General features: G+C 73.0%; 12 protein-coding genes and 1 pseudogene. 4 read left to right on the plus strand and 9 right to left on the minus strand.

The window, feature by feature from the left end; all coding sequences use genetic code 11:
- The 3 genes from HMPREF3099_RS12650 to HMPREF3099_RS01440 all read left to right on the plus strand — a co-directional run.
- Positions 1-870: hypothetical protein (locus HMPREF3099_RS12650; RefSeq protein ID WP_168168406.1), on the plus strand; the 870-nt coding region annotated here is incomplete at its 5' end.
- 63 nt (positions 871-933) lie between these two features.
- Complete coding sequence (locus tag HMPREF3099_RS01435; protein ID WP_070703426.1) at positions 934-2250, plus strand: CapA family protein; 1317 nt, start codon at positions 934-936, stop codon at positions 2248-2250.
- 29 nt (positions 2251-2279) lie between these two features.
- Positions 2280-3614 (plus strand): CapA family protein, encoded by a 1335-nt coding sequence (locus HMPREF3099_RS01440; protein WP_070703427.1) that lies wholly within the window; start codon positions 2280-2282, stop codon positions 3612-3614.
- 36 nt (positions 3615-3650) lie between these two features.
- Here the strand turns inward: HMPREF3099_RS01440 and HMPREF3099_RS01445 are convergent, their stop codons facing one another.
- The 5 genes and pseudogenes from HMPREF3099_RS01445 to HMPREF3099_RS11855 all read right to left on the minus strand — a co-directional run.
- Positions 3651-4439 carry a sulfite exporter TauE/SafE family protein gene (locus HMPREF3099_RS01445; RefSeq protein WP_070703428.1) on the minus strand — a complete coding sequence of 263 codons (789 nt, stop codon included), beginning with the start codon at positions 4437-4439 and terminating at the stop codon, positions 3651-3653.
- Positions 4440-4457: 18 nt separating this feature from the next.
- Entirely contained in the window at positions 4458-6245 is a 1788-nt protein-coding gene (locus HMPREF3099_RS01450; protein ID WP_070703429.1) for a proline--tRNA ligase, read from the minus strand.
- A gap of 75 nt (positions 6246-6320) precedes the next feature.
- Entirely contained in the window at positions 6321-7238 is a 918-nt protein-coding gene (locus tag HMPREF3099_RS01455; protein ID WP_237769692.1) for a GNAT family N-acetyltransferase, read from the minus strand.
- Positions 7222-7956, minus strand: coding sequence for a DUF6882 domain-containing protein (locus tag HMPREF3099_RS01460; protein WP_070703430.1), 735 nt, complete (start codon positions 7954-7956; stop codon positions 7222-7224). Before HMPREF3099_RS01460 ends, HMPREF3099_RS01455 begins: the two co-directional genes overlap by 17 nt.
- Positions 7957-8035: 79 nt before the next feature.
- Positions 8036-8897 (minus strand): annotated as a pseudogene (locus HMPREF3099_RS11855) (AMP-binding protein); the annotation flags it as partial.
- A gap of 207 nt (positions 8898-9104) precedes the next feature.
- Here HMPREF3099_RS11855 and HMPREF3099_RS13605 point away from each other — a divergent pair.
- Positions 9105-9233, plus strand: coding sequence for a hypothetical protein (locus HMPREF3099_RS13605; RefSeq protein WP_256374409.1), 129 nt, complete (start codon positions 9105-9107; stop codon positions 9231-9233).
- Positions 9234-9299: 66 nt separating this feature from the next.
- Here HMPREF3099_RS13605 and HMPREF3099_RS01475 read toward each other — a convergent pair whose 3' ends face one another.
- The 4 genes from HMPREF3099_RS01475 to HMPREF3099_RS01490 form a co-directional block, all read right to left on the minus strand.
- On the minus strand, positions 9300-9494 hold the full coding sequence (locus HMPREF3099_RS01475; protein ID WP_070703433.1) for a hypothetical protein: 195 nt from the start codon (positions 9492-9494) through the stop codon (positions 9300-9302).
- 35 nt (positions 9495-9529) lie between these two features.
- Entirely contained in the window at positions 9530-10687 is a 1158-nt protein-coding gene (ispG, locus tag HMPREF3099_RS01480) for a flavodoxin-dependent (E)-4-hydroxy-3-methylbut-2-enyl-diphosphate synthase (RefSeq protein ID WP_070703434.1), read from the minus strand.
- A 21-nt stretch (positions 10688-10708) separates the two neighbouring features.
- A complete protein-coding gene (locus HMPREF3099_RS01485; RefSeq protein WP_101849447.1) occupies positions 10709-12028 on the minus strand; it encodes a M50 family metallopeptidase in 1320 nt (439 codons plus the stop codon).
- The coding region (locus HMPREF3099_RS01490) for a 1-deoxy-D-xylulose-5-phosphate reductoisomerase (protein ID WP_070703437.1) at positions 12028-12994 on the minus strand (967 nt) is incomplete at its 5' end. The genes HMPREF3099_RS01485 and HMPREF3099_RS01490, both read right to left, overlap by 1 nt.

Here is a 12994-nt window from a genome sequence, read left to right on the forward strand (position 1 = left end):
CGGGCGGCCGTCGCCGGGCTGGTGCTGCCGGCCGGGCTCTCGGCCTGCGGGGTGCACCGCGAGAGCGAGGCGCACCCGGGACGCCAGGCGTCCGCCGACGAGACGGTGCTCCAGCTCGTGCAGAGCGGTGCCCGCTACGCGATGGCGACCTCCCGCGCGCACGGCGCCGTGCCCCACGCCCAGCGCCCGGCCACGTACATCTCCACGCGCTGGGTCACCGACGGCCTGGTGGAGCAGGTGCGCCACCTCAAGGAGAAGAACGGTGCGGTGGCGATCGACGAGAAGAAGGTGCTGCAGCCGGAGGTGAACCGCGACGTCGCGCGTGCCCTGCTGGCCTCCGCCGACGCGATCCTCCCCCGCCTGCACGAGGCCACGGACGACCTCCCCGTGGCCAGCGACATGGTGGCCTGGTGGATCGGCGCCGCCCACGTGGTGAACCCCGTGGGGCCGCTCGTGAGCCTGCCCAACGACTGCGCACCGGTGGCGGCGTCCGCCCTCGGCTCCCTGCACGAGGTCACGTGGGCGATGCAGGTGCTCACCACCCGCCTGGGCCCCGACGCCCGCAAGCCCGGCGTGCGCCGGCTGGGACAGTTGCAGGACGCGCGGCGGGTGGTGCAGAACCTCGCCGGCCGCGCCGGGCCCTCGCAGGAGATCGGGTACGCCCTGCCGCGAGAGGTCATGGACCGCAAGGAGCGCGGAGACCGGTTCCGGGCCGTGCTCGACCCGTGGGTGGCCGGGCTGCGCACGCAGGTGGCCGACCGCGGCGACGACCCGAAGGCGGTGCACCTGTACACGGCCCTGCTGGGGATCGCCACCGGCCTGCAGATGGACTGGAACGAGCACTCCACGCCGAGCGTGCCGCAGGACTGAGACGCACCACACCGACGACCGACGCACCACACCGACGCACCACGACCGACGACCGGGGGAACCATGCACCGTCCGACCACCCTGCCCACCCGTCTGCTGGCCGGACTCGTCCTGGGCGGACTGGTCCTGACGGGCTGCGGCAGCGACGAGCCCGGGACGCCCGAGGGCGACCCGAGCACCACCGGCTCCGCACCCTCGTCCGGCTCCACGTCCCCCGAGGAGGCCGCGGGCCCGGATGCGTCGCCGTCCTCCGGCGCCTCCCCCTCGGAGGGAGAGTCCGCCCCCTCGACGCCATCCTCCCCCCAGGCGTCCGCCAGTCCGTCGCCCGACGGGGGCGACGCGCCCCGCGCGTTCACCGTGGTGACGACCGGCGACATGCTCACGCACTTCGTGCTCCAGGAACGAGCCGACGCCCTGCGGCCCGGGGACGGGTACGCCTTCGACGGCATGCTGGCCCGCGTGAAGCCGCTCGTGCAGTCGGCCGACCTGGCCGCCTGCGTGCAGGAGACCCCCCTCTCCCCGGACAACGAGGACCTCACCGACTCGCCCGGCACCTTCTCGTTCAACGCCCCGCACGAGCTGGCCGAGGCCATGGCCGATGCGGGGTACGACGCCTGCGACACCGCCACCAACCACACCTTCGACCGGGGGGTGCAGGGCATCCGTGACACCCGGCAGGTGCTGCGCGACAACGGCATCCAGCCGGTGGGCCCGGTGCCCCCGGGCGACGGTGGCCCGCGGCAGCCGGTGCTGCTCGACGCCGGTGGTGCCACCGTGGCGCTCCTGAGCTACGGGTACAACACGCTCAACGCCTACGGCACCACGCACAATCGCGAGATGCCGTGGATGGACCCGCACCTGTACCGCGGCCGGGGTGCCGAGGGCATCACCGCCGACGCGAGGGCGGCCCGGGAGGCCGGCGCCGACGTGGTGATGGTGCAGATGCACTGGGGCACCGAGTACCAGCAGCAACCCAACGCCGAGCAGCGTGAGCTCGCCCGGGCCGTCCTGCACGGCGGTGCGGTCGACGCCATCGCCGGGTCGCACGCCCACGTGGTGCAGCCGTGCGAGACGGTCGACGGGCGCACGGTGGCCTACGGGATGGGCAACTTCCTCTCCGAGCAGGGCCCGAACCGCTACCCCGCCAAGCCGATCACCACCCAGGACGGCGTGCTGCTGCGCTGGACCTTCACCCCCACCACCCGCGACGGCGAGACCACCTGGGAGCAGGAGCTGGAGTACCAGCCCACGTTCGTGACCCGCCCCGACTTCGTGGTGCAGCCGACCTCGCCGCAGGAGAATCCCGCGTCCTTCGAGCGCACGCGGCAGGCCATGAACGCCCTCGGTCCCGGCACCTGCGCCGCGACCCCGCTGAAGTGAATCCCACCCCGTCGACGACAGGACGCACCATGCGCAGCACCACCACCCACCGAACCCTGGCCCTGGCCGCCCTGGCCGGCGTGGCCCTCTCGGCCTGCTCCGGCGGCGCCGACGACCCGGCCACCACCGGGTCCACGACGACCCCCAGCAGCCAGGCCAGCGGAGCGCCCTCGGGCGGCGGGCCGGCGGACGCCTCCGCACCGGACGCCTCGGCCGGTGAGTCCGCAGAGCCCTCCCCGGGCGCCTCCTCCAGCTCCACCGGGGATGCGTCCGGCGCCCCGAGCGGCTCCCCCGCCGAGGCCGCCCCCAAGGGCACCTCCTTCACCGTGGTGGCCACCGGCGACGTGCTCGTGCACTCCGACGTCATCAAGCAGGCCAAGGCCAATGCGGGCGGGAAGGGCTACGACTTCGCGCCGATGTTCGCCCAGGTGAAGCCCTGGCTGGCCGGCGGTGACGTGGCGATCTGCAACCAGGAGACGCCCCTGTCCCCCGACAACACGAACCTCACGCAGAGCATGAAGATCGCGGTCTTCAACACCCCGCACGAGCAGGCCGACGCCCTGGCCGGCGCCGGCATCGACGCGTGCAGCACCTCCAACAACCACACGCTCGACCAGGGCGTCGACGGCATCCGGGCCACCCGGAAGATCATGGAGGACGCCGGCGTCACGCCCATCGGCCCGGCGGCCGACGCGACGGGGGGCCAGCAGGGCGACGGCTCGGACAACCCGGTGCTCGTGAAGGCCGGGGACCGCACCGTGGGCGTGGTGACCTACTCCTACAACGTGGCCAACGCCGGCCTCTCCCCCTCGCTGCCCAGCCACCCGTGGATGGAGAAGCACATGTGGATGGCGCAGGGGAAGAAGGGCATCGAGGCCCAGGCCCGGAAGGCCCGCGAGCAGGGCGCCGACGTGGTGGTGGCCGTCATGCACTGGGGCGCGGAGTACTCCATCCCGCCGCGTCCCGAGCAGGAGGACATGGCCCACCAGCTGCTCGAGGGCGACCAGGTGGACGCCATCGTGGGGCACCACGCCCACCTGCCGCAGCCGTGCGCCACCATCAACGACAAGACCGTCTTCTACGGGCTGGGCAACTTCCTCTCGGCCCAGCGCAAGAAGCCGACCAACAGCTTCCCGCCCCAGGTGCAGGACGGCATGATCGCCGGCATCACCTTCACCGCCGACGGGAAGGGTGGCTGGGACCAGAAGGCCAGCTACCAGCCGACGCTCACCACGCAGCCCGCCTTCGAGGTGGCTCCGGTGAGCGAGACCCAGCACCCCGAGTCCTTCGCCCGCACGAAGGCCACCATCGAGCGGCTCGGCGCGGCGTCCTGCCACGCCGAGATCATGCAGCCGCAGGGCTGAGGCGGTCCAGGCCACCCACCTCCGGCCCCTCGTGGCTCAGAGGTGGGTGGCCGTCAGGTCCCAGCCCAGGCGCACGAGGAAGGCGCCGACCACCACGATGAAGACCGTCCGCACGAACGTCCCGCCGCGCGCCACGGCCGTGCGGGTGCCCAGGTAGCCGCCGACCACGTTGCCGGCGGCCATCACCAGGCCCACCTGCCAGACGACCGCCCCCATCGGGACGAAGACGGCCAGGGCTGCGAGGTTGGTGGCGAGGTTGGCGATCTTGGCCTTGGCGCTGGCGGCCAGGAAGTCGTAGCCCATGAGGCCCACGAGGGCGAAGACGAGGAAGCTGCCGGTGCCCGGCCCGAGCGCACCGTCGTAGAAGCCGATGGTGGCGCCGGCCAGCCCGGCCACGACCAGGTGGCGGTGGCCGTCGAAGCGCAGGCGCGCCTGCTGCCCGAGGTCCTTGCGGGCCAGCGTGTAGCCGCCCACGAGGAGCAGGGCGGCCATGATGACGGGCGTGAACGCCTCCTTGGGCAGGTGGGAGGCCACCTTGGCACCACCCATCGAGCCCACGAAGGCGAGCAGCGCCAGGGGGACGGCCGTGCGCAGGTCGGGCCGCACCCGGCGGTAGTAGGTCACCGCGCTGACGGAGGTGCCGGCGATGCTGGCCACCTTGTTGGTGGCCAGCACCTGCACCGGCGCGGCCTGTGGGAGGCCCAGCAGCAGGGCCGGCAGCTGCACCAGTCCCCCGCCGCCCACGACGGCGTCGATCCAGCCCGCGAGCAGGCCGGCGCCGAACATCAGCGCCAGCAGCCCGAGGGTGACCTCCAGCTCAGGCACGCGGTGCGCGCGCCGCCATCAGGAGCGGACCTCGGCGACGACGGCCTCCACGGCGTCGTCGACCGGCACCGCGCGGGCGGTGCCCGACGCGCGGTCCTTGAGCTCCACCTCGCCGTCGGCCAGGCCCTTGCCCACCACGAGAATGGTCGGCACGCCGATGAGCTCGGCGTCCTTGAACTTCACGCCCGGGGAGACCTTGGGGCGGTCGTCCAGCAGGACGCTGACGCCCTGGGCCTCCAGGGCGGCGGTGAGCTCCTCGGCCTTCTCCAGCACCGCGGCGTCCTTGCCGGTGGCCACCACGTGCACGTCCACCGGGCTCAGCGCGCGCGGCCACACCAGGCCGATCTCGTCGTGGTGGGTCTCGGCCACCACGCCCACGGCGCGCGTCACGCCGATGCCGTAGGAGCCCATCTGCACCGTGACGAGCTTGCCGTTCTCGTCGAGCACCTTGAGGCCCAGCGCCTCGGCGTACTTGGTGCCGAGCTGGAAGATGTGGCCCATCTCCACGCCGCGGGCGAGCGTGAGCGTGCCCTCACCGGTGGGGCTGGGGTCGCCCTCGCGGATGGTGGCGGCGTGGATGGTGCCGTCGGCCGTGAAGTCGCGGCCGTGGACGAGGTCGAAGACGTGCTTGCCGTGCTCGTCGGCACCGGTCACCCAGGCCGAGCCGGGGGTCACCAGCGGGTCGAGCAGGTAGCGGATGCCGGTGGCCCTCTCCTCGCCGAGCACACCGGGGCCGATGTAGCCCTTGGCCAGGGCGGGGTACTGCTCGAAGTCGGCGGCCTCGAAGGGCTCCACCTCGGCCGGGGACACCTGGGCCTCCAAGCGCTTGGCGTCCACCTCGCGGTCACCGGGCAGGCCGATCGCCAGCGGCTCGCGGGTGCCGTCGGGGTGCACGAGCATGACCACGACGTTCTTGAGCGTGTCGGCAGCCGTCCACGCGCGGCCGTCGGTGCGCGGGTGGGAGGCGTTGGCCGCGTCCACGAGCGTCTCGATGGTGGGCGTGTCCGGGGTGGGCTCCACGTGGGCGGCCGGCAGGTGGCCCCACAGCTCGGTGCGGGCGGCCTCGTCGCTGGGCACCGGCACGACCGGCATGCGCACGGCCTCGACGTTGGCGGCGTAACCGGAGGCGTCGCGGACGAAGGTGTCCTCACCGGAGTCCATGACCGCGAGGAACTCCTCGCTGGCCGAGCCACCCATCGCGCCGGAGTCGGCGTGCACGGCCACGTAGTCGAAGCCGAGGCGGTCGAAGACCCGCACGTAGGCCTCGCGGTGCTTCTCGTAGGAGCGCTGCAGCCCGGCCTCGTCGACGTCGAAGGAGTAGGCGTCCTTCATGACGAACTCGCGGCCGCGCAGCACGCCGGCGCGCGGACGGGCCTCGTCGCGGTACTTGGGCAGCATCTGGAAGAGGCTGACCGGCAGGTCCTTGTAGGAGGTGTAGAGGTCCTTCACCGCGAGGGTGAACATCTCCTCGTGGGTGGGGCCCAGCAGCATGTCCGCGCCCTTGCGGTCGGTGAGGCGGAACAGGTTGTCGCCGTACTCCTCCCACCGGTTGGTGGCCTCGTAGGGCTCCCGCGGCAGCAGCGAGGGGAAGGCGAGCTCCTGGTCGCCGATGGCCTCCATCTCCTCGCGGACGATGCCCTTGACCTTCTCCAACACCTTGAGGCCCAGCGGCAGCCAGGTGTAGACGCCCGGGGCGGCTCGGCGCACGTAGCCGGCGCGCACGAGCAGGCGGTGGCCCGGCAGCTCGGCATCGGCCGGGTCCTCGCGCAGGGTCCGCAGGAAAAGGGTGGACATGCGCAGTGCCATCGGCTCAGCCTCTCGTGGGTGGTACGGGTCGCCCGGCCGGGCGCCGGGTGGGCACGAGGTTACCTGCCGCCGGAGTCAGAGGATCACGGTGGCGAAGGTCCCCACCCGGCGCATGCCGATGCGCTCGTAGACCCTGCGGGCTCCGACGTTGTAGTCGTTGACGTAGAGGTGCACCGTGCCCACCGGCTCCGGCGGCGCACCGGGGGTCGTGCCGGGCAGACCGTGGGTGAGCAGGTGCTCCACCACACCCGCCATCGCCCCGGTGGCCAGGCCACGTCCCCGCAGGTCCGGGTGCGTCCAGACACCCTGCACCTGGGCCACCCCGAGGGCCACCGACCCGACATCGGCCTTGAACACCACCCGGCCGTCCTCGATCACGACGAAGGAACGCCCCTGCGCCACGAGCTGGACGAACCCGGCCCGGTACCGCGCGGGAGATCCCTGGTAGGGCGCGTAGCCGATCTCCTCGGTGAACATCGCCGCACCGGCCGGGTAGAGCAGGTCCACCTCGTGGGGACGGGCCGGGCGCACCCGGGGGTCGGCCTGCACGCCCAGCGAGGAGGGGCGGGTGGAGGTCACCATCGACCACTGGTCCATGCGCTCGTCGCGCGCCGGCCCCCACAGCGGACGCAGGCGGTCCCAGAGCAGACCCACCTCGGTGGCCGTGCCGAACACCGAGCTGGAGAGCGCCCGGCGGGACTCCACGTGCTCGGCGAGCGGCCCCACGGACTCCTCGTCCACCCCCACCGGCACGACGTTGGCGCCGCACAGCACCATCGCGCGCAGGCGGCCGCCCACCAGCCAGCCCAGCACGTGGCCCCGGACCTGCAGCACGCCCTCGCGGACGCGCGAGGCGACAAAGACCGTGGCGGCCGGGTCCGCGGCGCACAGGTCCATGACCTGCGGGGCGTGCTGCGGCCCCAGCACCGCCACGTGGGCGGACGGGCGCCGCACGGAGCGGCGCGGGGTCCAGGCGTCAGGCCAGATCGCCACTGACCCGGACGATCCGTCCCTGCTCGTCGAGCTCGACCTCCACCCGGCCCTCGCCGTCGTCGAAGCGCACGCGGGAGCCGTCGGCCGACCAGGTGGCGGGCCACGGGCCGTCGAGGCCCAGGTGGTACAACGCGCGACGGTGGTCGGTCAGCACGCCGGACTCCAGCACCTCACCCAGGACACCGGGCAGCACGGCCAGCGCGGGGGCGGGCATCTGCAGGCCCGAGACGAGCACGACCACCCAGGTGCCGTTGCCCGCGTCGGACACGTAGTAGGGGTGGGTGCCGGTGACCTTGGCGGCCACCATGCCGGCCTCGTGGGCGGCGGCGACCACGGCGGCCTCGAGCTCACGGCCCTCGGTGTCCAGCGGCACCTCGGCCTCGGACAGGTCCGTCACGCCGTGCGCCTCGCCGAACTCCCGCACCCGGTGGGACAGGGCGGCCACCTCGGTCTCGGCGAACATCTCGTTGGCCCAGGCCCAGAGCAGCGACTTGGGGCCGGGCGCCACCGAGGCGATGAGGTGCACGTCGCCGGTGACGTCGGCGGTCTCGGAGGCCCACTGGATGCGGCCACCCTCCAGGTCGGCGCCCATCTGCGCGTCGGGGCCGACCTCCTGGTCCAGGAACTCGTCGAAGTGGCGCTGGATGATGCGCGACCACAGGACGGCATCGTTGACGATGGTGGCCTTGTCGAGGGCGGCTGCGTGCGTCTGCTCCATGGGGGACAGCCTAGGCGCTGCCCTGCCGGTGCGGGCGGGCGGCCGGGCTCGCGCCTCAGCGGCGCAGCGGCACCTCCCGCAGGGCCTCCACCACGTCCACCTCCTTGAGTGCGGCCACCACCCCCACGTCGTCGCGGACCCGCTGCACCACCTCGGCCGCCAGGGCCTCCCGCCCGGCGTCGTCGAGCTCCACACCGTCCTTGAGCACCACCAGGGCACGCGGCACCTGGCCCTTGAGCTGGTCGGCCACGCCCATGACCGCGCACTCGGCCACCGAGGGGTGCCCCGCGATCGCCTGCTCCAGCGAGCCGCTCGAGAGACGGTGCCCGGCCACGTTCAGCACGTCGTCGGTGCGGCCCAGGACGTGCACGTAGCCGTCGCCGTCCACCATCCCGCCGTCACCGGTGAGGTGGTGCCCGGGTGGGCCGAGAGGTAGCTGGAGACGTAGCGCTCGTCGTCGCCCCACAGCGTGGGCAGCGTGCCCGGCGGCATCGGCATCCGCAGGCAGATGGCTCCCAGCCGGGCGCACGCCAGCATCGCCACGACCGCCTGCGGCACCATCGGCAGGTAGATGACGACGGTGTCGCCCTTGCCGACGCCCAGGTCCCGCAACCCACTGGCGCAGCGGACCACCTCGTCGAGCAGCTCGCGTAGGTGTACGTCCGCTGCGTGCCGGTGACCGGGGAGTCGTACACGAGCGCCGCCTGCTCTCCGCGGCCGTGGATGACGTGACGGTCCAGCACGTTGAAGCACACCTTGAGCTCTCCGTCGGGGAACCACCGGTAGAGCGGTGCGTCGGCGTCGTCCAGGGCCCGGGTGGGGCGCTTCACCCAGTCGATGGCGCCGGCCGCCTCGAGCCAGAATCCCTCGGGGTCCTCCAGGCTGCGTCGGTGGACGTCGGCATAGGACCCGGATCCGGGGGTCGGGAGGTGCAGACTCATGGTCGTCCGCCTCTCCGCCGGCCGCGCCGGTCGTGCCGGCCATCGCCGAGTCACGGACGCCCCGCGGCTCCGCGTCGATTGTGGGCACGGCCACCCCGCAGCGTCGAGGGGGACGCCCGATCGTCAACCGGCCCGTGACCTCCCGCAGCCGGCCCCCGTGCGCCGGCACGACCTGCGGCGGCGCCACTCCCCCACTAGCCTCGAGGCATGCGCATCGGCAACACCGACGTCCGCCCCCTCGGCGGCGGCCCCGGCTGCCTGGCCATGATCCTGTTCTCCGTCATCGCCTCGGTCGCGCTGACGGTCCTGCTCAACCTGGCCGTCAACCTCTTCTGAGGCGAGCGGACCACGCACGTCGGGGGCCCGGGGACGTGACGTGCCCGGGCCCCCGACGTGCGCTCCTCAGGCGTCGACCCCGCGGCGCGTCCTGGCGTAGGTCACGACGTAGGCGGTGGTGGCCACGGTGACCAGGACGGCTGCGACGGGCATCGACGGGATGGACAGGGCGGCCACTGTCAGGTACACCGGCGAGCCGCCACCGTCCGCGATGGTCGACAACGCGACCAGGGCGAACAGCCCGATGACGAGCTCCGGCACAGGAATCCTCTGCCTGGCCATCCGGTCCCCGCTGCTCAGCCCTTGGCGGTGACGACCGGGCCGGTCCCCTCGCCGTCAACGGGCTCGCCCATCTCCTCGGCGATCCGCATCGCCTCTTCGATGAGGGTCTCCACGATCTGGCTCTCCGGGACAGTCTTGATGACCTCACCCTTGACGAAGATCTGGCCCTTGCCGTTGCCGCTGGCCACGCCGAGGTCGGCCTCGCGGGCCTCACCGGGGCCGTTGACGACGCAGCCCATGACGGCCACGCGCAGCGGGACGGTCATGCCCTCCAGGCCGGCGGTCACCTCATCGGCCAGCTTGTAGACGTCCACCTGGGCGCGGCCGCACGACGGGCAGGAGACGATCTCCAGCTTGCGGGGGCGCAGGTTGAGCGCCTGCAGGATCTGCGTGCCGACCTTGACCTCCTCCACCGGCGGGGCCGAGAGGCTCACGCGGATGGTGTCGCCGATGCCCTTGGCCAGCAGCGCGCCGAACGCCGTGGCGGACTTGATGGTGCCCTGGAAGGCCGGCCCGGCCTCGGTGACGCCCAGGTGCAGCGGCCAGTCGCCCTGCTCGGCGAGCATCTCGTAGGCGCGGATCATGACCACCGGGTCGTTGTGCTTGACCGAGATCTTGAAGTCGTGGAAGTCGTGCTCCTCGAACAGAGAGGCCTCCCACACGGCCGACTCCACGAGAGCCTCCGGGGTGGGGGCGCCGTACTTCTCGTAGAGTCGCTTGTCCAGCGAGCCCGCGTTCACGCCGATGCGCAGGGACACCCCGGCGTCCTTGGCGGCCCTCGCGATGGCGCCCACCTGGTCGTCGAACTTCTTGATGTTGCCCGGGTTCACGCGCACCGCCGCGCACCCGGCGTCGATGGCGGCGAAGACGTACTTGGGCTGGAAGTGGATGTCGGCGATGACCGGGATCTGGCTCTTGGCCGCGATGGCCGGCAGTGCGTCGGCATCGTCCTGGGTGGGGCAGGCCACGCGCACGATGTCGCAGCCGGCGGCCGTCAGCTCGGCGATCTGCTGCAGCGTGCCGTTGACGTCCGCCGTCTTGGTGGTGGTCATGGTCTGCACGCTCACCGGGGCGTCGCCGCCGACGAACAGGTCACCGACCTTGATCTTGCGGCTCCTGCGGCGCGGGGCGACGGTCTGCGGGGCGGGCGCGGGCATTCCCAGATCGGTCATGCCCCCAGTATCGCAAGCGGCTCAGCCGAGGCTCACCGGCGCCACGATGTCGGCGTAGATCAGCAGCAGGGACATGCCCAGCAGCACCACGGCCATGCCGGTGGCCAGCGGCATCATGCGGGCCACGTCGACGTACCCGGGGTCCGGCAGTCCGCGCAGGCGGGCCCACGCGCGTCGGGTCCCCTCCCACAGCGCGCCGGCCACGTGCCCACCGTCCAGGGGCAGCAGCGGCACGAGGTTGAACACGAACAGGGCCAGGTTGAGACCGGCCAGCAGGCTGCCCCAGAAGGCCACGCGCTCACCCCAGTCGAGGCCGAGCTCCTGGCTCGAGGTCACCTCCCCGGCCACGCGACCCACGCCGACCACCGACATCGGACCGTTGGGGTCGCGCTCCTCCAGACCCAGCACGGTCTGGCCCACGTCCCACAGGCGCGCCGGGATGGTGAACACCACCGAGGCGGTGCGCCACAGCCCGTCGCCGACCGCCGGGGGCACCGCCGAGAGCGGCTGGCGCACCATCTCGTGCGCCGGGGAGGCGCCCAGGTAGCCGACCTCCTCGGTGACCGGCTGGCCGTCGCGCTCGACGACCTCGCCGTCGACCACCTTCGGCCGCTCGCGCAGCACCGGGTGGGCGGTGAGCTCGACCCGCTCTCCGTCGCGCTCCACCACCAGCGGCAGGGGATGGTCGCCCCCGCTGCGGATGGCGTCGGTGACCTGCTGCCAGGAGTCCACCGGCGCACCGGCCACCTCCACGATGTGGTCACCCGGCCGGAGCCCGGCCGCGGCGGCGGGACTCGGGTCGTCCCCCGGACCGCACTGCGTGGCCTGCGGGTCGTCGGTCACGCACTCCACCACGGCCTTGACGGTCGTGGTCGGCTGGGCCGTGCCGTGCAGGGTCAGCAGCCCCGTGAGCAGCACCACGGCGATGAGCAGGTTCACCAGCGGCCCGCCGAGCATGATCATGACCTTGCGCCAGACCGGCAGCTTGTAGAAGACGCGGTCGGCGTCCTCGGGGCGCACCTCCTCCAGGGCCGCGGCGCGCGCGTCCTCGGAGACCTGGTCGAGCAGGCCGGTGGAGCTGCGGCGGACCGTGCCGGCCGGGTCCTCACGGCGCGGCGGCAGCATGCCGATCATGCGGATGTACCCGCCCAACGGGATTGCCTTGACGCCGTACTCGGTCTCCCCCCGGCGGGTGGACCACAGGGTGGGGCCGAAGCCGACCATGTACTGCGTGACCCGCACCCGCGAGGCCTTGGCCGGCAGCAGGTGGCCCACCTCGTGCAGGGCGATGGAGGCGCAGATGCCCAGGAAGACCACCAGCACGCCCAGCAGGTAGAGCATCACGCCGCGTGCCCCTCGATGGCGCGGTGGGCGGCCTCGCGGGCGCGGTCCTCGGCGGCCAGCACGTCGTCCAGGGTGAGCGACTCCTCTCCCCCGGCACCCAGCTGCTCCACCACCTGCGCGACGGTGTCCACGATGCCGGTGAACGGCAGCCGGCCGTCGTGGAAGGCCTCCACGCACTCCTCGTTGGCCGCGTTGTAGACCGCCGGGGCCGTGCCGCCGAGGCGACCCACGTGCACGGCGAGGTCCACCGCCGGGAAGGCCTCGGCATCGAGCGGGGCGAAGTCCCACTGCATGGGGGTGGTCCAGTCCGTGGGCTCGTCCACGTCGGTGAGCCGCTCCGGCCAGCTCAGCCCCAGCGCGATGGGCACGAGCATCCGCGGAGGCCCGATCTGGGCGATGGTGGAGCCGTCGTGGAACTCCACCATCGAGTGGATCTGCTGCTGCGGGTGCACCACCACCTGGATGCGCTCGTAGGGCACCCCGAAGAGCAGGTGGGCCTCGATGACCTCCAGGCCCTTGTTGACCAGCGTGGCCGAGTTGGTGGTGATGACGTGACCCATGGCGAAGTTCGGGTGGGCCAGGGCCTCGGCGGGCGTCACGCCCTCGAGCTCGGCGCGGGTGCGGCCGCGGAAGGGGCCGCCGGAGGCCGTCACGACCAGCCGGCGCACCTCCTGGGCGCGCCCGGAGGCCAGGCACTGGGCGATGGCGGCGTGCTCGGAGTCCACGGGCACGATCTGGTCGGGGCGTCGGCGTGCGGCCTCCACGAGCGGCCCGCCCACGATGAGCGACTCCTTGTTGGCCAGCGCCAGGGTGCTGCCGGCCTCGAGCGCCGCGAGGGTGGGACGCAGGCCGATGGACCCGGTGATGCCGTTGAGCACCACGTCCACGGGCTCGGCGGCCAGCTCGGTGGCGGCGTCCGGCCCCGTGAGCACGCGGGGGCGCAGCGCCTCGCCGCCCGGCGTG

The organism is Kytococcus sp. HMSC28H12 (genome assembly GCF_001816045.1).
GTDB lineage: Bacteria > Actinomycetota > Actinomycetes > Actinomycetales > Dermatophilaceae > Kytococcus > Kytococcus schroeteri.